This is a genomic window from Modestobacter sp. VKM Ac-2982 (genome assembly GCF_026967935.1).
Lineage (GTDB): Bacteria > Actinomycetota > Actinomycetes > Mycobacteriales > Geodermatophilaceae > Modestobacter.
Map to the genome: position 1 here is coordinate 351,500 of NZ_JAPVBL010000005.1, position 24,049 is coordinate 375,548.

A 24,049-nucleotide genomic window follows, 5' to 3' on the forward strand; every position below is an offset into this window, starting at 1 on the left:
GTGCCGCCTACCATCTCCGCCACCGACCGCCCGCTCGAGAAGCTGACCGCCGACGCCGTCGTCGTCGGGGTCGGCAAGGGACCCGCCGGCCTGGTGTCCACGCCCGGTGCCGACGCGGTCGACCGGCTCCTCGGCGGCCGGCTCCTCGCCGCGCTGGCCGATCTCGGCGCCCGGGGGGCCGAGGACGAGGTCACCAAGCTGCCCACCTTCGGCCAGGGTCCCTTCCCGGTCGTGGCCGTGGCCGGGCTGGGCGCCCCGCAGGCCGACGGCTCGTACTCTGCCGAGGCGGTCCGCCGGGCCGCCGGTGCCGCGAGCCGCGCGCTGACCGGCCGCAGCTCACTGGTCAGCCTGCTGGCCGCCGTGGGCGGCGCACCGGACGCCGACCGGCTTCACGCCGTCGGCGAGGGGTCGCTGCTCGGGGCGTACGAGTACACCGCCTACAAGTCCGACCTCCCCGCGGACCGCCCCTCCCCGCCGTCCTCGGTGGAGCTCGTCGTCCCCGACGCCGGCGCCGCCAAGGCGCCGCTGGCCCGGGTGCGGGCGGTCGCCGACGCCGTCGCCCTGGTCCGCGACCTGGTCAACGCCCCGCCGAACGACCTGTACCCGGCCGAGTTGGCCGCCCGCGGTGCCGCGGCCGGCAAGAAGGCGGGGCTGTCGGTCGAGGTGCTCGACGAGAAGGCCCTGGCCGCGGGCGGGTACGGCGGCATCCTCGCCGTCGGCGGCGGCTCGAGCCGCGGGCCGCGGCTGCTGCGCCTGGAGTACAAGGGCAAGAAGGCCAGGACGAGCGTCGCGCTGGTCGGCAAGGGCATCACCTTCGACTCCGGCGGCATCTCGATCAAGCCCGCCGCGAAGATGGAGGACATGAAGAGCGACATGGCCGGTGCCGCGGCCGTGATCGCCACCATCTGCCTGGTCGCCGAGCTCGGCCTCCCCGTCGACGTGACCGCGACCGTGCCGATCGCCGAGAACATGCCCAGCGGCACCGCCTACCGCCCGGCCGACGTGGTGACGTTCCGCAACGGCAAGAAGGCGGAGATCACGAACACCGACGCCGAGGGCCGGGTCGTGCTCGCCGACGCCATCTGCCGGGCCGTCGAGGACTCCCCCGCCCACCTGCTGGAGACCTCGACCCTGACCGGCGCGCAGCTGGTCGCGCTGGGCACCCGCACCGCCGGCGTGATGGGCAGCGACGACCTGCGGGACGCCGTGGTCGCGGCCAGCCGGCGCAGCGGGGAGCCGATGTGGGCGATGCCGCTGCCGCCGGAGCTGCGCCGGGGGCTGGACTCCCCGATCGCCGACATGGTCAACGCGAACGCCGACCGGATGGGCGGGATGCTCGTGGGCGGGCACTTCCTGTCCGAGTTCGTGCCCGCCGGCCTGCCCTGGGCGCACATCGACGTGGCCGGCCCGGCCTACAACACCGGGGCGCCCTGGGGCTACACGCCCAAGGGCGGCACCGGTGTCCCGGTCCGCACCCTGCTCGCGACGATCGAGGGCCTGATCGCGGCCCAGTGAGCTGACGGCCCCCTGCCCCTGACGAGGCGGGGGGCCCAGCCGCTACAGCTTGTCGTCCGCCTTCTGGCGGGCGCTCCAGTCGCGCATCCGCTGCGGGTAGCCGGTGATCTGTGCGTCGTAGACCGGGACGGTGAGGTCCCGGGACAGCTTCCGGGCGGTCTCCGGGCCGTCGATCCGCCGCCGCGTCCACTCCCCGTCGGCAGCGACCAGCAGGATCGTCGTCTCGGTCACCGCGGTGCGGGGCTCGACGTACCCCTCGACGCCCCGCCGGGTGGCGACGAACTGCTCCAGGTGGCTCAGGTCCGCCGACCCCGACGCGCGGTCGAGCGTGCCGCGCCGGCCACGGCCCTTCCCTGCGGCCCCGCTGCTCCCGCGGCGGCCACGCAGCCGGTCGATCAGCCCCATCGCACTGCTCCAGTCCTCGCCGGTCGCGGGCTGCTCCGCGACGCACTCGGGGAGTGCAACGGAGCATCCGAACGCGTCGTTCCCGGGAGTGGCAGGATGAGCACGCGCAGGATCGCCGTGCCCGGAGGACTCCGGGCCACCCAGCACTGAGGAGCAGCCGTGAGCGCACCGACCACCCCCGCTGACCTGGTCATCCTCGGTGGTGGCTCGGGTGGCTACGCCGCCGCACTGCGTGCGGCCGAGCTGGGCATGTCCGTCGTCCTGATCGAGCGCGACAAGGTCGGCGGCACCTGCCTGCACCGCGGCTGCATCCCCACCAAGGCCCTGCTGCACACCGCCGAGGTCGCCGACAACGCCCGCGAGGGCGAGCAGTTCGGCGTCAAGTCGACGCTCTCGGGCATCGACATGGACGGGGTGAACGCCTACAAGGACGGCGTCATCTCCAAGAACCACAAGGGCCTGCAGGGCCTGATCAAGAGCCGCGGGATCAACTACGTCACCGGCGAGGGCAAGCTCGTCTCCCCCACCGCCGTCCAGGTCGGCGACCAGACGTTCGAGGGCAAGCACGTCCTGCTCGCGACCGGCTCCTACGCCCGCTCGCTGCCGGGCATCGAGATCGACGGCACCAAGGTCATCACCAGCGACCACGCGCTGAAGCTGGACCGCGTGCCGGCGTCGGCGATCGTCCTCGGTGGCGGGGTCATCGGCTGTGAGTTCGCCAGCGCGTGGAAGTCCTTCGGCGTCGACGTGACCATCGTCGAGGGCCTGCCCCACCTGGTCCCGCTGGAGGACGAGTCGTCCTCCAAGCTGCTGGAGCGTGCGTTCCGCCGCCGCAAGATCGACTTCTCCCTGGGCAGCCGGGTCGCCAGCGTGCAGACCACCGCCGACGGCGTGAAGGTCGCCCTGGAGAACGGCAAGGAGTACGAGGCCGAGCTGGTGCTCGTCGCCGTCGGCCGCGGCCCGGTCAGCCAGGGCCTGGGCTACGAGGAGGCCGGGGTCGCCATGGACCGCGGCTACGTCCTCGTCGACGAGTACTGCCAGACGAACGTGCCCACCATCTCCGCCGTCGGTGACCTGATCCCGACCCTGCAGCTGGCGCACGTCGGCTTCGGCGAGGGGATCCTCGTCGCCGAGCGGCTCGCCGGACTGCCGGTCGTGCCGATCGACTACGCGGGCGTCCCGCGGGTCACCTACTCCGAGCCCGAGGTCGCCTCCGTCGGCCTGACCGAGGCCCAGGCCAAGGAGAAGCACGGCGAGATCGAGGTCGCCACCTACGACCTGGCCGGCAACGGCCGGGCCGCGATCCTGAAGACGGCCGGTGCGGTCAAGCTGATCCGCGTCGCCGGCAACGGGCCGGTGGTCGGCGTGCACATGGTCGGCAGCCGGGTCGGCGACATGATCGCCGAGGCCCAGCTGGTCTACAACTGGGAGGCGCTCCCGGAGGAGGTGGCCCAGCTGATCCACCCGCACCCGACGCTGAGCGAGGCCCTCGGCGAGGCGGCGCTGGTCCTGGCCGGCAAGCCACTGCACGCGCACGACTGACACCACCTGCTCAGCACCACCGGTTGAACCGCACCACCCGAACAGCACCCGCTCAGCACCACCCCACGACCTGAGGAGACCTGCCTTCGATGCCGACGTCCGTCACCATGCCCGCCCTGGGCGAGAGCGTCACCGAGGGCACGGTCACCCGCTGGCTGAAGCAGGAGGGTGACCAGGTCGAGGTCGACGAGCCCCTCCTCGAGGTCTCCACCGACAAGGTCGACACCGAGATCCCCTCCCCCGTGGCGGGTGTGCTCACCAAGATCGTCGTGGCCGAGGACGAGACGGTCGAGGTCGGCGCGGAGCTGGCCGTGATCGGCGGCGAGGACGGCGGCGACGCCGACGCCCCGGCAGAGGACGCCCCCGCCCAGGAGGCACCGGCCGAGGAGCCGGCCGCTGCCGAGGAGCCGGCCCAGGACGAGCCGGCCGAGGAGGCCCCGGCCGAGCAGCCGGCCCCCGCGGCCGCAGAGCAGGACGGCGACTCGGGTGGTTCCGACGGCGAGGGCACCTCGGTGACCATGCCGGCGCTGGGCGAGAGCGTCACCGAGGGCACGGTCACCCGCTGGCTGAAGCAGGAGGGTGACCAGGTCGAGGTCGACGAGCCCCTCCTCGAGGTCTCCACCGACAAGGTCGACACCGAGATCCCCTCCCCCGTGGCGGGTGTGCTCACCAAGATCGTCGTGGCCGAGGACGAGACCGTGGAGGTCGGCGCGGAGCTGGCCGTCATCGGTGGCTCCGGCGGCGGCTCCGGGAAGGCCGAGTCCGCACCGGAGTCCGAGCCGAAGGCGGAGCCCGCCGCCGAGGAGAAGCCGGCTCCGAAGGAGGAGCCGAAGGAGAAGGCGGCTCCGAAGGCGAGCCAGCCGACGCCCGTCGAGGCCAACACCGACACCGGCCAGCCCGGTGCCGACTACGGCTCCAGCGGGAGCATGCCGACCGAGTCGCCCACCGACCAGCCGTCCCCGGCCGAGGCCGTCGCGCCCGCATCGCGGCCCGCTGCGGCACCGGCACCCGACGGCGGCGGCGCCTACGTCACCCCCCTCGTGCGTCGCCTGGCGGCGGAGCACGGCGTCGACCTCGGGTCGGTGACCGGCACCGGTGTCGGTGGCCGGATCCGCAAGCAGGACGTGCTCGCCGCTGCCGAGGAGTCCAAGAAGGAGCCGGCCGCCGCGCCGGCCGCTGCCGCCTCCGGTGGTGCGCGCACCCCCTCGCCGGCCGCCACCCCGGACTCCTCGCTGCGGGGGAACACGGAGAAGCTGTCCCGGCTGCGCACCGTCATCGCCAAGCGGATGGTCGAGTCGCTGCAGATCAGCGCGCAGCTCACCACCGTCGTCGAGGCGGACGTCACCCGGATCGCGAACCTGCGCAACCAGGTGAAGAACGACTTCGCCGCCCGCGAGGGCGTGAAGCTGTCGTTCCTGCCCTTCTTCGCCAAGGCAGCGGTCGAGGCCCTCAAGTCGCACCCCGTGGTCAACTCCTCGGTCGACCTCGAGGCCGGGACGGTCACCTACCACGACGCCGAGAACCTGGGCGTCGCCGTGGACACCGAGCGTGGCCTGCTGGTGCCGGTCATCCGCGGTGCGGGCGACCTCAACGTGCCCGGCATCGCCCGGAAGATCGCCGACCTGGCGGAGCGGACGCGCACCAACAAGATCACGCCGGACGAGCTCGGTGGTGGCACCTTCACGCTGACCAACACCGGCAGCCGCGGTGCGCTGTTCGACACCCCGATCATCAACCAGCCCCAGGTGGCCATCCTGGGTGTCGGTTCGGTGGTGAAGCGCCCCGTGGTGGTCCAGGACCCGGAGCTCGGCGAGGTGATCGCGGTCCGCTCGATGGTGTACCTGGCGCTGAGCTACGACCACCGGATCGTCGACGGCGCCGACGCCGCCCGTTTCCTCACCACCGTGAAGGAACGGCTCGAAGGGGGGCAGTTCCAGGGCGACCTGGGCATCTCCTGATCCACCGATGAAGGGCCCCGGCTTCGGCCGGGGCCCTTCGTCGTCCGCCTGACGCAGGCCCGCGCACAGATCCGAAGGAGCACTCGATGAAGGTGGCGGTCACCGGGTCCTCCGGGCTGATCGGATCCGCGCTCGTGCCGGCGCTGGTGGCCGACGGGCACGAGGTGCTGCGCCTGGTGCGCCGCACCCCGCGCACCGCCGACGAGCACCGTTGGGAACCGGCGCACCACGGCATCCCTGAGGGGTTGCTGACCGACGTGGACGCCGTGGTCAACCTCGCCGGCGTCGGGGTCGGTGACCGGCGCTGGACGGACGCGCACAAGAAGCAGGTGCTGGCCAGCCGGGTCCACAGCACGGCCACGGTCACCCAGGCCCTCGTCGAGGCGGCTGCTGCCGACCCCGACCGGGAGCGGGTGCTGCTGTCGGCGTCCGCGGTCGGCTGGTACGGCGACACCGGCGAGCGGGTGGTCGACGAGACCGCGCCGGCCGGCGACGACTTCCTGGCCCAGGTCTGTGTGACGTGGGAGGCGGCGACAGCACCGGCCGCCGCCGCCGGGGTCCGGGTCGCGACACTGCGGACCGGCCTCGTCCTCGGCCCCGGCGGTCTGCTCGGCCGGCTGCTCCCGCTGTTCCGCCTCGGCCTGGGCGGCAAGCTCGCCTCGGGCCGGCAGTACATGCCCTGGATCAGCCTGCAGGACGAGGTCGACGCCATCCGCTTCCTGCTCACCGCCCCGGTGTCCGGTCCGGTCAACCTCACCGCGCCCAGCCCGGCCACCAACGCGGAGTTCACCGCCGCGCTCGCCGACGTCGTGCACCGGCCCGCGGTGTTCACCGTCCCGGGCTTCGCCCTGCGGTTGGCCCTGGGGGAGTTCGCCGACGTGGGCGTCCTGGCCGGCCAGCGCGCCGTGCCGGAGGTGCTGCGGTCCGCCGGGTTCCAGTTCACCCACGAGGACCTCCGAGAGGCACTGCGCGCCGCCGTCGCCGCGCACTGAGCTCACCCGCCCAGCACGGCGTCGGCGATCCGCCAGCCGTCAGCCGCGCGCTCCAGGACCAGCCGGACCGGCGCCTCACCCCGGGCAGGGACCTCGGCGACCACCGAGGGCTCGGCCGCACCGGCTCGCACGACCCGGTAGGCCGGCAGCGCGTCGACCAGCTGCACCTCCACCCGGGTGGGCCCCTGGGCCGTCACCTCGACCAGGCGGACCAGCCGGGGCGCGAAGCCGTCCAGCCGCTGGCCGGCGCCGACCAGCTGCTGGACCTGCTCGGTGTCGCGAGCCAACAGTGCGCTGCCGGACGCGTGCACCTCCGCCAGCACCGTCGGGTCGGCCTCGACGAAGGCAGTGCTGCGCCGGACGTAGAGGTCGCTGAGCACCGCAGCCCACTCGGCGTCCCCGACCGGGGCTGCCGACCGGTCGGCCGGCGACGCCGAGCCGTCATCCGCATGCTCGTCCGGGGAGGTCGGTGCCGTGGGCGGAGGGGGCGCGGTGCCCGCCGCGGCTCGGCCTGCGGCCGGCACCGGATCGGCGCTGGACCCACCCCAGCTCGCTCCGAGCCAGGTCACCCCGGCCAGCGCGGCCGCGACGGCGACGAGCACCAGGCCGGCCGTCGCCGCGCGCCGCACCGCACCCGTGACCAGCGGACCCACTCCCACGTCGCTGCCCCCTCGTGCGGCGGCGACCCGGTCACCGAGCCGCCCTCGCAGCTGCGCCCACCGGCCGTCGGGAACCGGCACTGCGTGCGCGGCGCGGGGTCGGCGGCCGGGCACCTGGTGGGTGAGCTCGGTCCGTGGGCCCTGCCCCGTGGCCCCGAGTTCGCCATCGGGCACACCGGCCACCGGGAGGCGAACCGGCTCCGGCCGGCAGGAGTGGCGGAGGTCGAGGGCGAACGCAGCGGCGGACCCCCGCAGATGGGGCTCGGCCGACAACCCGCGGAGGACCACGCGCACCAGCTCCTCGGGAGCCTCGGGGGCGAGGAGGGCCAGGTCGGGGATCTCACCGCCGGCCGCGACGGCCAGCGTGCCCGCTGGGTCCGCGGCGTTCCAGGGGGCGACCCCGGTGAGCGCGTGGAAGGCCGCCGCGGCGACGCCGAAGACGTCCGACGCCGGCCCGGGCGCACCGCCGCGGGCCACCACCGGGTCGACGTACGCCGGGGTGACCTCTGCCCGTGCGGTGTCCCCGACCAGCCGGGCGGTGCCCAGGTCGGTGAGCACCGGGCGTCCCTCGGCCGTGAACACGACGTTGCCCGGCGACAGGTCGCCGTGCACGACCCCCCGCTCGTGGGCGTGGGCCAGCGCGGCCGCCACCGGGGCCACCGTCGTGACCACCTCGCCCGGCCGCAACCGTCCCCGCCGGGCGAGCAGCGCTGCGAGGCTGCCGCCGGCGAGCAGGTCGAGCACCAACGCCACCTGGGCCGGGCCGTCACGCACCTCCCGGCGGACGACGTGGTGCAGCCGCACCAGGTGCGGGTGGTCGAGCTCGCCGAGCAGCCCGGCCTCGCGCTCCTGCCGTTCTGGGTCCCCCCGCACCAGCACCTTGACCGCGACCGGCGGGCCACCCGACCGCGGCCGGACCCGCCACACCTGCCCGGAGCCACCCCGGCCCAGGAGCTCCTCGAGCACGTAGCCGGGCACGACGGGAGCCGCGGACGGGGAGGGGTGCGCAGGCATGCCGGGACCGTAGGGCCGACGGGCAGTCCCCCGCTGGGCCCGTCCACAGGCTCCGGGCCGGTCCACAGATCCGCCACGGGGCAGGGCCTCCCGGCCCGGGACCGCCTAGGTTCGGGCCATGTCGCTGCCACCCCGTGCCGAGGTCGTCGTGGTCGGTGCGGGCCTGGCCGGGCTGAGTGCGGCGACCCGGCTGGCCGCCGCCGGGTGCGACGTCCACCTGGTCGACGCCGCCCAGCACCCGGGCGGCCGGCTGTCGACCTCCCGGGTCGACGGCTTCCTGGTCGACCGCGGATTCCAGGTGTTCAACACCGGCTACCCGCGGGCCGCCGACCTCGACCTGCCGGCGCTCGACCTGGGCTGGTTCTGGACGGGCGCGGTGGTCCGGGTCGACGGACGCGCCCACCGGGTGGTCGACCCCCGCCAGCACCCGGGCACCGTCGTGGACACCCTGCGGGCACCCCTGGGCGGGCCGCACCGAGCGGCCGCGCTCGCCGCCTTCTCCGCCCGGGCCGGCTACGCACCGGTGTCCCGGTTGCTCGCGGCCCGGGAACGCCCGGCCGACGAGGCCCTCCGTGCCGCCGGCGTGGGCGAGCAGGCTCTCGAGGTGTTCCTCCGCCCCTTCCTCGCCGGCGTCCTGCTGGAGGACCGCCTCGAGACCTCCAGCCGCTACCTGGACCTGGTCTGGCGCAGCTTCGTCCGGGGCCGGGTCGGCCTCCCCGCCGGTGGGATGCAGTCGATCGGCGAACAGCTCGCCGGCCGGCTCCCCGCCGACCGGGTGCACCTGGGTGTCCGCGTGACGCGCGTGGAGGAACGTGCGGTCCACACCGACGCCGGCACCACGACCGCCGACGTCGTCGTGGTGGCGACCGACCCCGACACCGCCGCCGCCCTGCTCCCCGGGGTCGAGGCGTCGGCGCCCCGGCAGGTGACCACGCACCTGCACGTGCTGCCGGAGTCGCCCTGGTCGGCGCCGCTGATCGTGCTCGGGCAACCCCGTGATCAGCTGGTGAACAGCGCGGTGGTCTCGGACGCGCAGCCCACGTACAGCCCCGACCGCCGGGCGCTCGTCGCCAGCTCGACCTTGGCGCCGACCCGGGAGCCCGACGTCCGTGCAGAGGTGGCGCGCCTGCACGGTGTCGCCACCACCGACCTCGAGCACCTCACCACCGTCACGGTGAGCGGCGCGCAGCCGGCGGCCACTCCCCCGCTGCAGCACCGACGCCCGGTCGACCTGGGCGGTGGGCTGTTCGTCTGCGGAGACCACCGCGACACCCCGTCCATCCAGGGCGCGATGGCGAGCGGGGCACGCACCGCGCGGGCCGTGCTCCGGCGCCTCGGCACCCCGCTCCCGACCCCCACCGACCCGACCACCACCGACCCGGGGGCCGGCTGAGCACGGATCGGCGGTCGGGCGCACGCGCGGCGGTGCACGGCATACGCTCGGCGGCATGAGCGAGCTGGTGGTCGTCCGAGCAGGTCTGGTCCCCTACGAGCGGGCCTGGGCGCAGCAGCGTGAGCTGCACGAGCAGCGCGTCGCCGGCACCGGCCCGGACACGCTGCTACTGCTGGAGCACCCGCCCGTCTACACCGCGGGCAAGCGGACCGAGCCGCACGAGCGGCCGTTCGACGGCACCCCGGTGATCGACGTCGACCGAGGCGGCAAGATCACCTGGCATGGTCCCGGCCAGCTGGTCGGCTACCCGATCGTCGCCCTGCCCGACCCGGTCGACGTGGTCGCACACGTACGCCGGCTGGAGCGGGCCCTGATGGAGGTCTGCGGCAGCTTCGGTCTGGCCACCGAGCAGGTCGAGGGGCGCAGCGGCGTGTGGGTCCGGGCCGACGAGCGCGGCCCCGACCGGAAGATCGCCGCCATCGGCGTCCGGGTCGCCCGGGGCGTCACGATGCACGGTTTCGCGCTGAACTGCGACCCGGACATGGCCGCCTTCACCAACATGGTGCCGTGCGGGATCCCCGACGCCGGGGCGACCTCGCTGAGCGTCGAGCTCGGCCGCGACGTCACCGTCGCCCAGGTCATCGACACGGTCGAGACCGCGATGCGCCGTGCGCTCACCCGCACCCCCGTCGCGTGACCCGGCTCCCCACCAGCCGGTACGTCAGCCTCACCACCTTCCGGCGCACCGGCGAGGCGGTGCCCACCCCGGTCTGGGCGGCGCCCGACGACGCCGCGCTGGTGGTCTGGACGCGGGCGGACTCCGGCAAGGTGAAGCGGCTGCGGCACACCAGCCGGGTCACCGTCGCGCCGTGCGACATGCGTGGCCGACTCGAGGGCCCTGCCGTCGACGCTGTCGCCGAGTTCCTCGACCCCGCCGAGTGGTCCCGCGCGCGAGCTGCCCTCGCCCGGCGCTACGGCTGGCAGTGGCGGATCACCTACGGCACCTCCCGCATCGCGGCGCGGGTCACGCACCGCGGACGGGAACGTCAGACGATGATCCGGATCACCCCCGCAGGCTGACCCGGGGGCCTTGCTCAGCCCAGGACGAAGTTGACCAGCCGGCCCGGCACCGCGACGACCCGGCGCACGGTCGCACCGTCCAGGTAGCCGGCGATCCGCTCGTCCGCCCGGGCCGCCGCCTCCAGCGCCGCGGCGTCCGCGTCGGCCGGCACGGCCACCTGGGCCCGCACCTTGCCGTTCACCTGGACGGCGACCTGCACCGTCTCGTCGACCAGCCACTGCGGATCGGCCACCGGGAACGACGCCCAGGCGACGGAGCTGGAGTGCCCCAGCCGGGCCCACAGCTCCTCGGCCAGGTGCGGGGCCAGCGGCGCGACCAGCAGCACGAGGGCCTCGGCGACCGCGCGGGGCACCGGCGTGCCGGGCGGGCAGGCCGACGTCAGGTGGTTGGTCAGCTCGGTGATCCGGGCGATGGCGATGTTGAACCGCAGCGTCGTCATGCCGTCGCGCACGGCCTCGATCGCCCGGTGCAGCGCACGGGAGGTCTCGTCGCCCGGCTCGACGTCCCCGACGCGCAGCGCGCCGGACTCCTCGTCCACCACGACCCGCCAGACCCGCTGCAGCAGCCGCTGCGAACCGACCGCGGCCTTGGTCTCCCACGGCCGGGACTGGTCCAGCGGCCCGGTCGACATCTCGTAGACCCGGAAGGTGTCCGCGCCGAACATGGCGATCATCTCGTCCGGCGTGACCACGTTCTTCAGGCTCTTGCCCATCTTCCCGTACTCCCGGGTGACAGGCTCGCCCTGGTACCGGAACTGACCGTCCTCCTCGACGACCTCGGCGGCGGGCACGTGGAAGCCACGGGCGTCGGTGTAGGCGAAGGCGGAGATGTAGCCCTGGTTGACCAGCCGGCGGAACGGCTCCTCGCTGGAGACGTGCCCCAGGTCGAACAGCACCTTGTGCCAGAACCGGGCGTACAGCAGGTGCAGCACCGCGTGCTCGACACCTCCGACGTACAGGTCGACGCCGCCGACGTCACCGGGCTCCCGGGGGCCCATCCAGTAGGCCTCCAGCTCCGGGTCGACGAACCGCTCGTCGTCGCCCGGGTCCAGGTAGCGCAGGTGGTACCAGCACGAGCCGGCCCAGTTCGGCATGGTGTTGGTCTCGCGGCGGTACTGGCGCGGGCCGTCGCCCAGGTCCAGGGTGACCGTCGTCCACTCGGTGGCCCGGGACAGCGGCGGCTCGGGCTGGGAGTCGGCGTCGTCGTCGGCGAACGTGGTGGGCGAGTAGTCGTCGACGTCGGGCAGCAGCACCGGCAGCATCGACTCCGGGACGGCGATCGGCAGGTCGGCGTCCTCGCCGTCGATCGCGTAGACGACCGGGAACGGCTCGCCCCAGTAGCGCTGCCGGCTGAACAGCCAGTCCCGCAGCTTGTAGGTGGTCGTCGCCTCGCCGGCGCCGGTGGCGACCAGCCACTCGGTGACCTTGGCGATCGCGGCGGCCTTGTCCAGCCCGTCCAGGGACAGCTGCTCGTTCGAGCTGTTGATCATCGGGCCGGTGCCGGTGTACGCGCCGCCGTCGAAGTCGGCCGGCGGCTGCACGGTGCGGACGACGGGCAGCCCGAACTCCTGCGCGAAGTCCCAGTCGCGGGCGTCCTCGCCGGGCACCGCCATGATCGCGCCGGTGCCGTAGCCGGTCAGCACGTAGTCGGCGATGAAGACCGGCAGGTGGCCCTGAGTCAGCGGGTTGCGCGCGGTGACGCCCAGCCAGACACCGGTCTTCTCCCGGCCCTCGGCCTGCCGGTCCAGCTCCGAGCGGCGGGACGCCTGGCGCTGGTAGGCGGCGACCGCCTCGGCCGGGGTGGCCGCGCCGGCGGTCCAGCGCGGGTCGGTGCCCTCGGGCCACCGGTCGGCGGTCAGCGTGCCGACCAGCGGGTGCTCGGGGGCCAGCACCAGGTAGGTGGCGCCGAACAGGGTGTCCGGCCGGGTGGTGAACACCTCGACGGTCTCCCCCGACACCGGGAACCGCACCCGGGCACCGGTCGAGCGGCCGATCCAGTTGCGCTGCATCTGCTTCAGCGAGTCCGACCAGTCCAGCCGGTCCAGGTCGGTCAGCAGGCGCTCGGCGTAGGAGGTGATCCGCATCATCCACTGGGTCAGCGGACGGCGGAACACCGGGAAGTTGCCCCGCTCGGAGCGGCCGTCCGGGGTGACCTCCTCGTTGGACAGCACCGTGCCCAGCCCGGGACACCAGTTCACCGGCGCCTGGTGCCGGTAGGCCAGCCGGTGCGCGTCGACGACCCGGCGGCGTTCCACGTCGGACAGCTCCGCCCAGCTGCGACCCTCGGGCAGCGTGCCCTCGACCGGCTGCCGGGTGCCGGCGTCCAGCTCGGCGACCAGCTCGGGGATCGGCCGCGCCCTGCCGCGGCCGCCGTCGGCGGACTCGTCGAACCAGGCCTCGAAGATCTGCCGGAAGATCCACTGGGTCCACTTGTAGTAGCCCGGGTCGATCGTGGCAAAGGTGCGGCGGGTGTCGTGGTCGACGCCCAGCCGGCGCAGCTGGGCGCTGATCGCGGCGATGTTCGCCTCGGTGGTGACCCGCGGGTGCTGCCCGGTCTGCACGGCGAACTGCTCGGCGGGCAGGCCGAAGGCGTCGTAGCCCATCGGGTGCAACACGTTGTGGCCGTCCATCCGCAGGAAGCGGCTGGTGACGTCGGTGCCCAGGTAGCCCAGCGGGTGCCCGACGTGCAGCCCGGCACCGGAGGGGTACGGGAACATGTCCATCAGGAAGGCCTTGGGCCGGTCGGCCACCCGGTCGAAGCCCTCGCTCAGCCGGCCGACCGGGTTGGGCGTGTGGAACGTGCCCTCGGCCTCCCACCGGTCCTGCCAGGCGAGCTCGATCTGCTGCGCCAGTGCCGGGGTGTACCGGTGCGGCGGCACTCCGTCAGCGGTGGGATCGGTGTTCTGGCTGGCCGTCTGGCTCATCGTCGGTGCTCCCACGGGAAGGATCTGGCGGCGGACAGAAAAAGACCCCTCACACAGGAGGGGTCGCCGTGCTGGTCTCGATCAGGTCAGATCAGCACGGCTGGGGAAGGAGGAGTCCGCCGGTCACGCAGCCGATCCTAGCGCGCCGCCACAGCCCCCCGGCTCGACGGCGGGGCCTTCCAGGCCGTAGCCTGCACTGGCTCGACTGCGGACGGGCGAGGAACTCCAGCGGGGACGGCCCCGGCGGGACGACCGCAGCCCGCACGCACCGGGACGTCGAGGTCCACCGGAACTCAGCAGCGCCGCTCGGCACGCGGCAGCGCGACCGGAGGACCAGCCCCGGTGCCGGCCGGGTGCACCGCCGCCCCGACCCGGTGCAGTGGCGCACCTGGATGCAAGGCACCTGGACGCAACCGCACCTGGACGTACCGCACTGCCCCGCTGGCGGACAGCAGAGGTCGCACCCGTGGCCGCCGGTCGCCGCGCACACGCACCGGTCGAGCCGGACCGACGGAAGAGGAGTGAGTGCATGACAGAACGCCCAGGCCCGCAGCGGGCCACGAGGCGCACCCGATGCCGGGTGATCGCCCCCTCCTCCGTCCGGGGCCGACGACGGTGAAGGTCGTCTTCAACAGCTTCGGCGGCCGCTACAACGACAACCCGCGGGCCGTCTACGAGGCCCTCGTCGCGCGCGGCACCGAGATGGACGCCGTCTGGCTGGCCCGCCCCGAGCTGCGCGGCGACTTCCCGGCCGGGGTGCACACCGAGGAGCACTGGGGCCCCGGCGCCCGGGCGGCCGTGGAGTCCGCCGACGTCATCGTCTCCAACGACGGTCTCTCCCGGGAGTGGGACAAGCAGCCGACGACGACGTACCTGCAGACCTGGCACGGCACGCCGCTCAAGCGGCTGCACCGGGACGCGGTCTGGGCCCCGGAAGGCCGCCTGGAGATGGTGATGCGGGACATCGCCCGCTGGGACCACCTGCTCTCCCCCAACGCGGCGAGCACGCCGCACCTGCGCAGCGCGTTCGGCTTCGACGGGCCGGTGCACGAGACCGGCTACCCGCGCAACGACGTGCTCAGCGCACCGGACCGGGACCGCCGCCGCGCCCGGGTGCGGGAGGCCCTCGGGATCGCCGAGCACGTGACGGCGGTGCTCTACGCGCCGACCTGGCGGGACGACCTGGTGCTCAGCGACGACGGCCCGGCGCACTCCTTCCCGGTCGACCTGGGCGACCTGGCGCGTGGCCTCGGACCTGACCACGTGCTGTTGGTCCGGCTGCACGCGATGGTCTCCGACCAGCTGGTGGTCCAGGGCCGGGCGCCGCTGGTGGACGTGTCCCGACACCCCGACATCAGCGAGCTGTACCTGGCCGCCGACGTCCTGGTCACCGACTACTCCTCGACGATGTTCGACTTCGCCGTCACCGGGAAGCCGATCGTCCACTTCACCTACGACCTGGAGCACTACCGCGACGACCTGCGGGGCTTCTACTTCGACCTCGCCGAGATCGCCCCGGGCCCGCTGCTCACCACCAGCGACCAGGTACTGGCGGCCGTCGCCGGGCTCGGCGAGCGCCCATGGGAGCCCCCGGCGCGGTACAACCGGTTCCGGGAGCGCTTCTGCTCCCTGGAGGACGGTTCGGCCACCGAACGGGTGCTCCAGCTGTTCTTCCCCCCGGACGGCCACCCCGGCCGGCCGGGCTCCACCCCCGTGCCCACGAACGACGAACCGAGGAGATGAGCATGCGCACTGCTGACCCGATCCTGACCGGGGGCCGCGATCAGCGGTCGCGTTCCCTGGTCTCCGTCCCCGCCGCCGAGCCGGTCACCCCCGCCCCCCAGGTGGTGGTGCTGGCCGCCGGCATGGGCACCCGGCTGGGCCGCAAGCTGCCCAAGCCGCTGACGCCGTTGATGGACGGCCGCAGCATCATGCAGCAGCAGCTGGACGGCATCCGCGCCGTCTTCGGCGACGCCGCCCCGATCACCGCGGTGGTGGGCTACCGGGCCAAGGCCGTCATGCGGGCACAGCCGGACCTGCTGTTCGCGTTCAACCCCGACTTCGCCGTCACGAACACGTCGCAGAGCCTGCTGCGCGCCCTGCGCAGCTCGCAGGCCGGCGGCGTGCTCTGGATGAACGGCGACGTGGTGTTCGACCCGGCGGTGCTCGACCACGCCGCCCCCCTGGTCCAGGCGGACCAGAGCTTCGTCTGCGTGGACACCTCCACGGTCGCCGACGAGGAGGTCAAGTACACCCTCGACGCCGACGGGTTCATCCGCGAGCTGTCCAAGACCGTGGTCGGTGGCCTCGGCGAGGCGGTCGGGATCAACTACGTGTCCGGCGCGGACAAGCGGGCCCTGATCGAGCAGCTGGCGGCCTGCGAGGCCTCCGACTACTTCGAGCGCGGCATGGAGCTGTCGATCCGGCGGTCGGGCGTGCGCTTCCAGCCGCTGGACATCTCCCGGTTCTCCGCCGTGGAGATCGACTTCGACGACGACCTGCAGCGGGCGAACACCTGGCTGGGCTCCCGGGCGGCCCTGGCGCCGTTCGCCTCCGAGCTGGGCTGAGGCCCCGACGCCCCGCCCGTCCGCGCGGACGGGCGGGGTGCCGCAGCGCTCACCCCAGTTGAGGGGCGACCTCGGCCGCCACCAGGTCCAGGTGGTCGAGGTCAGTGAGGTCGAGCACCTGCAGGTACACCCGGCTCGCCCCCGCTTCGGCGTACCGGCCGAGGGTGTCCACGGCCTCGGCCGGCGTGCCGGCGACCCCGTGGGCCCGGAGCTCCTCGACGTCCCGGCCGATGGCGGCGGCGCGGCGGGCCAGCTCCGACTCGTCCCGGCCGACGCACAGCACCAGGGCGGAGCTGTGGACCAGCTCGCCCGGGTCACGGCCGACCTCCGCGCAGGCGTCCCGGACGCCGGCGAACAGCCGGGCGTTGTCCTCGGCGGAGGCGAAGGGCACGTTGAACTCGGCCGCGTACCTCGCCGCCAGCCGCGGGGTGCGCTTCTTGCCGCTGCCGCCGACCAGGATCGGGATGCCGCCGGGCTGCACCGGCTTCGGCAGCGCCGGGGAGCCGGAGAGCTGGTGGTGCTCCCCGGTGAAGTCGAAGGTCTCCCCCACCGGGGTGTTCCACAGCCCGCTGATGACGGCGAGCTGCTCCTCGTAGCGGTCGAACCGCTCCCCCACCTCGGGGAACGGGATGCCGTAGGCGCGGTGCTCGGCGGCGAACCAGCCCGAGCCGATGCCCAGCTCCACCCGGCCGCCGCTCATCTGGTCGACCTGGGCCACCGAGATGGCCAGCGGCCCGGGCAGCCGGAACGTCGCCGCCGTCATCAGGGTGCCGAGCCGGATCCGGGAGGTCTCCCGGGCGAGACCGGCCAGGGTCACCCAGGCGTCGGTCGGGCCCGGCAGCCCGTCCCCGCCCATGGTCAGGTAGTGGTCGGACCGGAAGAAGGCGTCGAAGCCGGTCTCCTCGGTGCGCCGGGCCACCGCGAGCAGGTCGTCGTAGGTGGCGCCCATCTGGGGTTCGGTGAAGATCCGTAGCTGCACGGGGTGGAAGGTAGTCAGCGCAGCTGTCCGCTGCTGGCCACCCAGCACCCCGCCTGCCGGGCGGATTGTGGTCTCCCACCGGACCGCGTCGGGGTTCAGGGTGTGCCCGGCGGCGTCAACGGGCAGGATGATCGCCGAAGCGATCAACTCGGAGGTGCTGGAGTGTTCCGCAAGAAGAGCTCGACAGAGGTCATCGGGACCGAGTTGCAAGAGGGGTTCGCCCACATCGGCGCGGCGGTCACCGAGGCCCGTCGGGCGACGGCGGAGCAGCTCGCCCCGCAGGTGGCAGCCGCGACCAAGGCCGCCCAGAGCGCCTACGCCGCGGACGTGGCCCCTCGGGTCGGGGCAGCCGTGGCCGCCCTCGCCCCCCAGTTGGACGCGGCCCGCGAGGTGCTCGTCCCGCGGCTGGACGCGGCGACCCGGGCCGCCCGGGCCAACCTCGAGCTGGCGGTGGCCGCTGCGCTCCCACGGCTCGAGGCCGCCCGGGAGGCCAGCGGCCCGGCGTTCGAGGCCGCTGCCAAGTCGGCCCGGGCCAACCTGGAGACGGCGATCGCCGCCGCGACCCCCCGGATCGAGGCGGCTCGCGGGGCAGCCGGCCCTGCGCTGGACAACGCCCGTGCCGGCCTGGCCAGCAGCGTCGAGGCGGCACGGGCCCAACTGGACGCCCGCGGCGCCGAGCTCGCCGCGTCCGCGGCGACCCTCGGCTCGGCCACCGCCAAGCAGGGCGACAAGGTCCGCCAGGACGCAGCAGCTGCCACGGAGGCCGCCCGGGCTCAGGCGGCCCTGCGGGTCGCGGCGGTGCGCGCCGCCGCCGAGACCAACCGCAAGGCCGCCGGCAAGAAGGCCGACAAGCTGGGCAAGAAGGCCGACAAGCTCTCCAAGAAGGCGGCCAAGCGCCGCGCAGAGCTGGAGAAGGCAGCCGGCCGGGCCCGCAAGGAAGCCGGCAAGCGCACCACGAAGACCGTCACGTCGGTCAAGCGGCGCGTCGGAGTCGAGCCCGAGCCCCGGCGCTGGCCCTGGGTGCTCGGCGTCCTGGCCGTCCTCGCTGCGGTCGCCGTCGTGCTGCGCAAGAAGAGCGAGACCGACTCATGGACCCCGGCGCCGACCGGCGACGGCCCCGTGCCCAGCTACCGAGAGGACCCCGTGCCCACCTCCCCGAGCACCCCTGCAGGCGGGACCGAGAGCCCCGAGGCCCAGGGCAAGACGGTCTCCACCGCCGAGACCGCCCCCTCGGACTCGAGCCCCACCGACACCGACGTCGGCGCGCTGACCGCGCAGCCGGCCTCCGGATCGGACGAGCCGAGCAACCAGTCGACGCCCGAGCCGGGGAGCAGCACCCTGAACGACCCGGACACCCCGGTGGCCACCGCCGGACCGGATGGCGCCGACACCGGCGGCCCGGACGGCACGCCCGGCAACACCCGCGGCTGATCCCGGTCGCACCGCACGCCCCGGAGGGGGTCCAGCCGCTGGCTGGGCCCCCTCCGGCGTCCCCGGAGCAGTCGGGCAGGCGGGAGTACCGTGCTGGACATGAGCCTGGGCATGGAGGAGGCAGCCACGACTGCAGGGCCGGAGGCCCCGGCGACGACCTCGCCGATCGAACCGGCCGGCCGCAAGCTGCTGCGCCTGGAGGTCCGCAACAGCCAGACGCCGATCGAGCGCAAGCCCGAGTGGATCAAGACCAAGCTCAAGACCGGCCCGGAGTACACCGAGCTGAAGTCGCTGGTCAAGCGCGAGGGCCTGCACACGGTGTGCGAGGAGGCCGGCTGTCCCAACATCTACGAGTGCTGGGAGGACCGCGAGGCCACCTTCCTCATCGGCGGTGACCAGTGCACCCGGCGCTGCGACTTCTGCCAGATCGACACCGGGAAGCCGGCCGACTTCGACGCCGACGAGCCCCGCCGGGTCGCCGAGAGCGTGGCCACGATGGGCCTGCGCTACGCCACCATCACCGGCGTCGCCCGTGACGACCTGCCCGACGGCGGAGCATGGCTGTACGCCGAGACGGTGCGTCAGATCCACCAGCAGATCCCCGGCTGCGGTGTCGAGCTGCTCATCCCCGACTTCAACGCCGAGCCCGACCAGCTGGCCGAGGTTTTCTCCTCCCGGCCGGAGGTGCTGGCGCACAACGTGGAGACGGTGCCCCGCATCTTCAAGCGGATCCGCCCGGGCTTCCGCTTCGAGCGCTCGCTGTCGGTGATCACCGCAGCCCGCGAGGCCGGCCTGGTCACCAAGTCCAACCTGATCCTGGGCATGGGCGAGGAGCCGCACGAGGTCGTGGAGACCATGCAGGCGCTGCACGACGCCGGCTGTGACCTGCTCACGATCACCCAGTACCTGCGGCCCAGCGTCCGGCACCACCCGGTGGTCCGGTGGGTCAAGCCCGACGAGTTCGTCGGCTTCGCCGCCGAGGCCGAGCGGATCGGCTTCCCCGGCGTCCTGGCCGGCCCGCTGGTGCGCAGCTCCTACCGTGCCGGCCGGCTGTACCAGCAGGCCGCTGCGGCCCGCGGGCTCACCCCGACGCGCTGAGCCCCAGCCGCCGGCCCGCGACAGGGGTCCCGCCGCGAGCTCGCGCGTGGCGGGAGGTGGCCGGTCCTCCGACTATCCTGGGGGACATGGCACGCAGCAGGTCCACCGACACCTCCGCCCCCGCCGGCGCCGCGGGCCGCGGCCCGGCCGGCGCACCGCCCGGGCGCGGCACCAAGGGCTCGACCGCGGTCGGCGCACCGGCCGCGACGGGCAAGGGCCGGCGGGGCAAGAAGCAGAAGCTGGGCAAGGACGGCCAGCCGAAGGTCTCGCGGCTGGCCAAGCTCAAGCGCCAGGCCGGGATGATCCGGCAGGCCTACTCGATGACCTACAAGAACGACCCGAAGCTCCCCTGGATCATGCTCATCGTCTTCGTGGCGGTGGCCGGTGTGGTCGAGCTGGTCGGCATCCTGCTCGGCTCGCCGTTCTTGTTCCTCCCCTTCGCCGTCCTGCTCGGTCTGCTGGGGGCGATGATCGTCTTCGGCCGCCGGGCGCAGGGTTCGGCCTACCGGCAGGTCGAGGGCCGGCCGGGTGCCGCGTCCTGGGTCCTGGAGGGCATGCGCGGCGACTGGCGGGTCAGCTCCGGCGTCGCCGGCAACCGGGAGCTGGACTCCGTCCACCGGGTGCTCGGCCGGCCGGGCATCGTCCTGGTGGGTGAGGGCAACCCGCAGCGCGTCCGCAGCCTGATCGCAGCCGAGAAGCGCCGGATCGCCAAGGTCGTCGGCGACACCCCGATCTACGACGTGACCGTCGGCGACGGGGAGGGCCAGGTGCCGTTGAAGAAGCTCAGCGCCCACGTGATGAAGCTGCCGCGCAACCTGGACGGCGGCGAGGTCAACGCCCTGGGCAAGCGGATGTCGGCGCTGGGTGGCCCGCGCCCGCCGGTGCCGGGTGGGCCGCTCCCCGGCGGCCGGCAGATGTCGGTCAGCCAGCGGCAGGTCCGCCGCCGCTGAGCCCGGTCCCCCGGCTCCCCCACCCCCGGTCGTGATCTGCGACCGGGGGTGGTGTGCGTCCGGGGGGTGCCCGGACGGGTCTCGGCGCAGGCAGTACCTGTGAGGTCATGGACGGGCTGCCGCGGACGGGCGACGGTGGTCCCGGCCGGACGACCGGCCGCGTCAGCTCCACCGAGAGGACACCACCATGACCACAGACACCGTCCCCCCGACCAGCAGGGGGACGTCCGCACCGGCCCGGCTGCTCCGGCTCGACGGCGTGCTCTGCGCCGCGACGGGGCTGGTCACCGGGATCGCCGCCGGTCCGGTCGCCGGGCTCCTCGGCACCGGTTCGACGGGCGTCGTCCGCGCCGTCGGACTCGCCCTGGTCGGCTACGCCGTCGTGCTCCTCGTCAGCTCCCGCACCCGCCGGACCCGGCAGGCGCTGCGGGCTGCCGCGCTCGGCAACCTCGGCTGGGAGGTGGCGAGCCTGGCGGTCGCCACCCTCGCCGACCTCAGCACCGCAGGTCGGCTCCTCGTCGCCGCCCAGGGCCTGGCCATCGGGGCACTCGCGCTGGTCCAGCTGCGGGCAGTCCGACAGTGACCAGGAGCCGGCAGCAGGCCCCCGCCGCGTTGCCCCCCTCCTGGGAGACCCCACCGGGGGTCCTGCCGTGACGGGGAGCCTCGCACCCTCGGTGGCCGGCGCGCTGCTCAGGGAGTGGCGTGCGCGCCGGCGACTGAGCCAGCTCGACCTGGCCAACGCGGCCGAGACCTCCACCCGGCACCTGTCCTTCGTCGAGACGGGCAGGTCGCGGCCGAGCCGTCAGCTGGTGCTCCGGCTCGGCCAGGCACTGCAGATGCCGCTGGCGGAGCAGAACCAGGTCCTGCTCGCGGCCGGTCACGCGCCGGAGTTCCAGGACGCTCGGCGCGACGCCACGGCCACCCGGTACCTCCTGGAGGTGCTGGACCTGGCCCTGGCAGCGCACGACCCGTGGCCGGCGTTGGTGATCGACGCGCACTTCGACGTCGTCGCGATGAACGCCGCCGTCGAACGGCTGATGGCCCTGGTCGACCCGGAGCTGCTCGACCCGCCGGTCAACGTCGTCCGGGTCATGCTGCACCCGCGCGGGCTCGCGGACCGGGTGCTGAACCACGGCGCCTGGCGGGCACACCTGCTCCGGCAGGTCCGACGGCACGCCGCGGCTGCGCCGTCGGCGGACCTCCAGGCCCTGCTCACCGAGGTGGCCGGCTACCCGGACCGCCGCTCGGCCGCGCCGGCGCACGCGGGCCCGACCTTCGCCCTGCCGCTCGAGCTGCGGGTCGACGACGCCGTCCTGCGGACCTACAGCACCGTCGCGACCTTCGGCACCCCGCTGGACGTCGCCGCCAGCGAGCTCGCCATCGAGACCTTCCTGCCGGCGGACGAGACCACCCGGCGGTGGTTCGCCGAGGCAGCCGCCCGGGCGTGAGCGTTCAGCGATCGCGGATGACCGCGGTGCCGGTCAGCCGGTCGTGCAGGCCGCGGCCGTCGACGTCGACGACCAGCGCCGGGACCAGCAGCACGAGCAGCCCGGTGCGCACCACCGCCCGCCAGAGGGCGAGCCGCCGTTCCGGCTCGCGGTGGGCCAGCCGCAGCCCGAGCAGCCGCATGCCCGGGGTCTGGCCGGCCAACACCAGGAAGACCACGGTGATCAGCGCGAAGGCCAGCAGGCTCCAGTTGCGCGGCAGCTGCGGTGCGGTGAACAGGCCGGCGACCAGCGCCGCGGCCAGCGCGTCGACGACGAAGGCGACCACCCGCTGCCCGAAGGACGCCAGCGAGCCGGGGCCGGTGCCGGGCAGCCCCAGTGCGGCGCCCCGGGGGCGCTCCTGAGAGGGTTGAGCGTCGTTGCCGGCCACTCCACCAGCGTAGTGAAGGGACCTCCTGCCTCTCGCCACTCGCACGATCGCAGCGGGTGACGGCAGGAGACCGACGCGACACGCCAGGAGCGGTGTTACCGCGACGAAACACAAGAGACACCCCGGAGCAACCCCGCGCTCGTAACTTGCGGGTGGCTTTCCGTCCACTCCCGGAGGATCGATGTTCAACAGTCCCGAAGAGGTCACCGCTTACATCCGCGACAACGACGTGAAGTTCGTCGACGTCCGGTTCTGCGACCTGCCTGGCGTCATGCAGCACTTCACCATCCCCGCGGAGACCTTCGGGCCTGACACCTTCGCCGACGGTCTGGGCTTCGACGGCTCGTCCATCCGCGGGTTCCAGGCGATCAACGAGTCCGACATGCTGCTGCTGCCCGACGCGAGCAGTGCCTACCTCGACCCGTTCCGCATCCACAAGACGCTGAACATCAACTTCTTCATCCACGACCCGATCACGCGCGAGGCCTACAGCCGCGACCCGCGCAACGTGGCGAAGAAGGCCGAGGCCTATCTGGCGGCCAGCGGCATCGCCGACACCGCGTACTTCGGCCCCGAGGCCGAGTTCTACGTCTTCGACTCGGTGCGGCACAACACCTCGATCAACGAGGGCTACTACCACATCGACGCGGTCGAGGGCTCCTGGAACACCGGCTCGCTCACCGGCGAGAACGGCGGCCCCAACCTGGGGTACAAGACCCGGCCCAAGGGCGGCTACTTCCCCGTCGAGCCCTACGACCACCAGAGCGACCTGCGCTCGACGATGATGGTGAACCTGGCCAACGCCGGGCTCGAGCTCGAGCGTGGTCACCACGAGGTGGGCACCGGCGGCCAGGCCGAGATCAACTACAAGTTCGACACCCTGCTGCGTTCGGCCGACAGCCTGATGCTGTTCAAGTACATCGTGAAGAACACCGCCTGGGCAGCCGGCAAGTCGGCCACCTTCATGCCGAAGCCGCTGTTCGGCGACAACGGCTCGGGCATGCACTGCCACCAGAGCCTCTGGAAGGACGGCGAGCCGCTCTTCCACGCCGAGACCGGTTACGCGGGGCTGTCCGACATGGCCCGGCACTACATCGGTGGCCTGCTGGCCCACGCCCCGTCACTGCTGGCCTTCACCAACCCGACGGTCAACAGCTACCACCGGCTGGTGCCCGGCTACGAGGCGCCGATCAACCTGGTCTACTCCGCGCGCAACCGCTCGGCGTGCACGCGCATCCCGATCTCCGGGGACAGCCCGAAGGCCAAGCGCATCGAGTTCCGGGTGCCCGACCCGTCGGCCAACCCCTACCTCGCCTTCTCGGCGATGCTGATGGCCGGCCTCGACGGCGTCAAGAACAAGATCGAGCCCCCGGCACCGATCGACAAGGACCTCTACGAGCTGCCGCCCGAGGAGGCCCTCGGCATCGAGAAGGTGCCGGCGTCGCTGGACGCGGTGCTCGACCGGCTCGAGGTCGACCACGACTACCTGCTCGACGGTGGCGTGTTCACCTCCGACCTGATCGAGACCTGGATCGAGTACAAGCGGGAGAACGAGATCGACCCGATCCGGCTCCGCCCGCACCCGCACGAGTTCGCGATGTACTACGACATCTGATCGACGGGGCCGTCACCGGCCCTGAGCTGCACGGCAGTGCCGCCCCCGCCGG

Annotated in this window: 20 protein-coding genes; 15 read left to right on the forward strand and 5 right to left on the reverse strand. The window is 73.7% G+C overall.

Annotated elements, in window-relative coordinates:
* A complete protein-coding gene (locus O2W20_RS19080) occupies positions 1 to 1,515 on the forward strand; it encodes a leucyl aminopeptidase (RefSeq protein WP_269171606.1) in 1,515 nt (504 codons plus the stop codon).
* A gap of 42 nt (positions 1,516 to 1,557) precedes the next feature.
* Here O2W20_RS19080 and O2W20_RS19085 read toward each other — a convergent pair whose 3' ends face one another.
* Positions 1,558 to 1,920 (reverse strand): oxidoreductase, encoded by a 363-nt coding sequence (locus O2W20_RS19085; protein ID WP_269157052.1) that lies wholly within the window; start codon positions 1,918 to 1,920, stop codon positions 1,558 to 1,560.
* Positions 1,921 to 2,079: 159 nt separating this feature from the next.
* Here O2W20_RS19085 and lpdA point away from each other — a divergent pair, with 159 nt between their 5' ends.
* The 3 genes from lpdA (at position 2,080) to O2W20_RS19100 (ending at position 6,412) form a co-directional block, all read left to right on the forward strand.
* Positions 2,080 to 3,462 (forward strand): dihydrolipoyl dehydrogenase, encoded by a 1,383-nt coding sequence (gene lpdA / locus O2W20_RS19090; RefSeq protein ID WP_269171605.1) that lies wholly within the window; start codon positions 2,080 to 2,082, stop codon positions 3,460 to 3,462.
* 89 nt (positions 3,463 to 3,551) lie between these two features.
* On the forward strand, positions 3,552 to 5,420 hold the full coding sequence (gene sucB / locus O2W20_RS19095; RefSeq protein WP_269171604.1) for a 2-oxoglutarate dehydrogenase, E2 component, dihydrolipoamide succinyltransferase: 1,869 nt from the start codon (positions 3,552 to 3,554) through the stop codon (positions 5,418 to 5,420).
* Between the two features lie 86 nt (positions 5,421 to 5,506).
* Positions 5,507 to 6,412 (forward strand): TIGR01777 family oxidoreductase, encoded by a 906-nt coding sequence (locus O2W20_RS19100; protein WP_269171603.1) that lies wholly within the window; start codon positions 5,507 to 5,509, stop codon positions 6,410 to 6,412.
* 2 nt (positions 6,413 to 6,414) lie between these two features.
* Here the strand turns inward: O2W20_RS19100 and O2W20_RS19105 are convergent, their stop codons facing one another.
* Positions 6,415 to 8,085 (reverse strand): serine/threonine-protein kinase, encoded by a 1,671-nt coding sequence (locus O2W20_RS19105; RefSeq protein ID WP_269171602.1) that lies wholly within the window; start codon positions 8,083 to 8,085, stop codon positions 6,415 to 6,417.
* A 118-nt stretch (positions 8,086 to 8,203) separates the two neighbouring features.
* Here O2W20_RS19105 and O2W20_RS19110 point away from each other — a divergent pair, with 118 nt between their 5' ends.
* From O2W20_RS19110 to O2W20_RS19120, 3 genes are read left to right on the forward strand one after another with little or no spacing between them, the layout of a single operon-like run.
* Complete coding sequence (locus O2W20_RS19110; RefSeq protein ID WP_269171601.1) at positions 8,204 to 9,478, forward strand: protoporphyrinogen/coproporphyrinogen oxidase; 1,275 nt, start codon at positions 8,204 to 8,206, stop codon at positions 9,476 to 9,478.
* Between the two features lie 55 nt (positions 9,479 to 9,533).
* Positions 9,534 to 10,175 carry a lipoyl(octanoyl) transferase LipB gene (gene lipB / locus O2W20_RS19115; RefSeq protein WP_269171600.1) on the forward strand — a complete coding sequence of 214 codons (642 nt, stop codon included), beginning with the start codon at positions 9,534 to 9,536 and terminating at the stop codon, positions 10,173 to 10,175.
* Positions 10,172 to 10,558 carry a PPOX class F420-dependent oxidoreductase gene (locus O2W20_RS19120; protein WP_269171599.1) on the forward strand — a complete coding sequence of 129 codons (387 nt, stop codon included), beginning with the start codon at positions 10,172 to 10,174 and terminating at the stop codon, positions 10,556 to 10,558. The genes lipB and O2W20_RS19120 overlap by 4 nt, the downstream gene beginning before the upstream one ends.
* Positions 10,559 to 10,572: 14 nt before the next feature.
* Here O2W20_RS19120 and leuS read toward each other — a convergent pair whose 3' ends face one another.
* Positions 10,573 to 13,482 (reverse strand): leucine--tRNA ligase, encoded by a 2,910-nt coding sequence (gene leuS / locus O2W20_RS19125; RefSeq protein ID WP_269171598.1) that lies wholly within the window; start codon positions 13,480 to 13,482, stop codon positions 10,573 to 10,575.
* Positions 13,483 to 14,097: 615 nt separating this feature from the next.
* Between leuS and O2W20_RS19130 the strand changes: the two genes are divergently transcribed.
* Positions 14,098 to 15,225 carry a CDP-glycerol glycerophosphotransferase family protein gene (locus O2W20_RS19130; protein WP_269171597.1) on the forward strand — a complete coding sequence of 376 codons (1,128 nt, stop codon included), beginning with the start codon at positions 14,098 to 14,100 and terminating at the stop codon, positions 15,223 to 15,225.
* A 2-nt stretch (positions 15,226 to 15,227) separates the two neighbouring features.
* On the forward strand, positions 15,228 to 16,049 hold the full coding sequence (locus tag O2W20_RS19135; RefSeq protein ID WP_269171596.1) for a phosphocholine cytidylyltransferase family protein: 822 nt from the start codon (positions 15,228 to 15,230) through the stop codon (positions 16,047 to 16,049).
* 49 nt (positions 16,050 to 16,098) lie between these two features.
* Here the strand turns inward: O2W20_RS19135 and O2W20_RS19140 are convergent, their stop codons facing one another.
* Entirely contained in the window at positions 16,099 to 17,028 is a 930-nt protein-coding gene (locus O2W20_RS19140) for an LLM class F420-dependent oxidoreductase (protein ID WP_269171595.1), read from the reverse strand.
* A gap of 162 nt (positions 17,029 to 17,190) precedes the next feature.
* Between O2W20_RS19140 and O2W20_RS19145 the strand changes: the two genes are divergently transcribed.
* The 5 genes from O2W20_RS19145 to O2W20_RS19165 all read left to right on the forward strand — a co-directional run bounded on the left by O2W20_RS19145 (position 17,191) and on the right by O2W20_RS19165 (position 21,955).
* Positions 17,191 to 18,459 carry a hypothetical protein gene (locus O2W20_RS19145; RefSeq protein ID WP_269171594.1) on the forward strand — a complete coding sequence of 423 codons (1,269 nt, stop codon included), beginning with the start codon at positions 17,191 to 17,193 and terminating at the stop codon, positions 18,457 to 18,459.
* Positions 18,460 to 18,558: 99 nt separating this feature from the next.
* Positions 18,559 to 19,557: a lipoyl synthase gene (gene lipA, locus O2W20_RS19150; RefSeq protein ID WP_269171593.1), complete on the forward strand. Its 999-nt coding sequence runs from the start codon at positions 18,559 to 18,561 to the stop codon at positions 19,555 to 19,557.
* A gap of 86 nt (positions 19,558 to 19,643) precedes the next feature.
* Positions 19,644 to 20,507, forward strand: a complete 864-nt coding sequence (locus tag O2W20_RS19155) for a DUF4191 domain-containing protein (protein ID WP_269171592.1) — start codon at positions 19,644 to 19,646, stop codon at positions 20,505 to 20,507.
* A gap of 187 nt (positions 20,508 to 20,694) precedes the next feature.
* Positions 20,695 to 21,090: a hypothetical protein gene (locus O2W20_RS19160; RefSeq protein WP_269185520.1), complete on the forward strand. Its 396-nt coding sequence runs from the start codon at positions 20,695 to 20,697 to the stop codon at positions 21,088 to 21,090.
* Positions 21,091 to 21,157: 67 nt separating this feature from the next.
* The gene (locus O2W20_RS19165) at positions 21,158 to 21,955 is read left to right on the forward strand and encodes a helix-turn-helix domain-containing protein (RefSeq protein WP_269171590.1); all 798 of its coding nucleotides are present in this window, start codon (positions 21,158 to 21,160) and stop codon (positions 21,953 to 21,955) included.
* Positions 21,956 to 21,959: 4 nt separating this feature from the next.
* On the opposite strand, the gene O2W20_RS19170 is transcribed toward O2W20_RS19165, so the two are convergent.
* Entirely contained in the window at positions 21,960 to 22,382 is a 423-nt protein-coding gene (locus O2W20_RS19170; RefSeq protein ID WP_269171589.1) for an RDD family protein, read from the reverse strand.
* A 181-nt stretch (positions 22,383 to 22,563) separates the two neighbouring features.
* Here O2W20_RS19170 and glnA point away from each other — a divergent pair, with 181 nt between their 5' ends.
* Positions 22,564 to 23,997, forward strand: a complete 1,434-nt coding sequence (gene glnA, locus O2W20_RS19175) for a type I glutamate--ammonia ligase (protein ID WP_269157068.1) — start codon at positions 22,564 to 22,566, stop codon at positions 23,995 to 23,997.
* Positions 23,998 to 24,049: the final 52 nt, after the last annotated feature.

Excerpts from the sequence above, each read along its gene's own strand:
- O2W20_RS19085 (WP_269157052.1), bottom strand. The coding sequence starts at position 1,920 with ATGGGGCTGATCGACCGGCTGCGTGGCCGCCGCGGGAGCAGCGGGGCC.
- sucB (WP_269171604.1), top strand. The coding sequence starts at position 3,552 with ATGCCGACGTCCGTCACCATGCCCGCCCTGGGCGAGAGCGTCACCGAG.
- O2W20_RS19100 (WP_269171603.1), top strand. The coding sequence starts at position 5,507 with ATGAAGGTGGCGGTCACCGGGTCCTCCGGGCTGATCGGATCCGCGCTC.
- O2W20_RS19105 (WP_269171602.1), bottom strand. The coding sequence starts at position 8,085 with ATGCCTGCGCACCCCTCCCCGTCCGCGGCTCCCGTCGTGCCCGGCTAC.
- O2W20_RS19110 (WP_269171601.1), top strand. The coding sequence starts at position 8,204 with ATGTCGCTGCCACCCCGTGCCGAGGTCGTCGTGGTCGGTGCGGGCCTG.
- lipB (WP_269171600.1), top strand. The coding sequence starts at position 9,534 with ATGAGCGAGCTGGTGGTCGTCCGAGCAGGTCTGGTCCCCTACGAGCGG.
- leuS (WP_269171598.1), bottom strand. The coding sequence starts at position 13,482 with ATGAGCCAGACGGCCAGCCAGAACACCGATCCCACCGCTGACGGAGTG.
- O2W20_RS19135 (WP_269171596.1), top strand. The coding sequence starts at position 15,228 with ATGCGCACTGCTGACCCGATCCTGACCGGGGGCCGCGATCAGCGGTCG.
- lipA (WP_269171593.1), top strand. The coding sequence starts at position 18,559 with ATGAGCCTGGGCATGGAGGAGGCAGCCACGACTGCAGGGCCGGAGGCC.
- O2W20_RS19155 (WP_269171592.1), top strand. The coding sequence starts at position 19,644 with ATGGCACGCAGCAGGTCCACCGACACCTCCGCCCCCGCCGGCGCCGCG.
- O2W20_RS19160 (WP_269185520.1), top strand. The coding sequence starts at position 20,695 with ATGACCACAGACACCGTCCCCCCGACCAGCAGGGGGACGTCCGCACCG.
- glnA (WP_269157068.1), top strand. The coding sequence starts at position 22,564 with ATGTTCAACAGTCCCGAAGAGGTCACCGCTTACATCCGCGACAACGAC.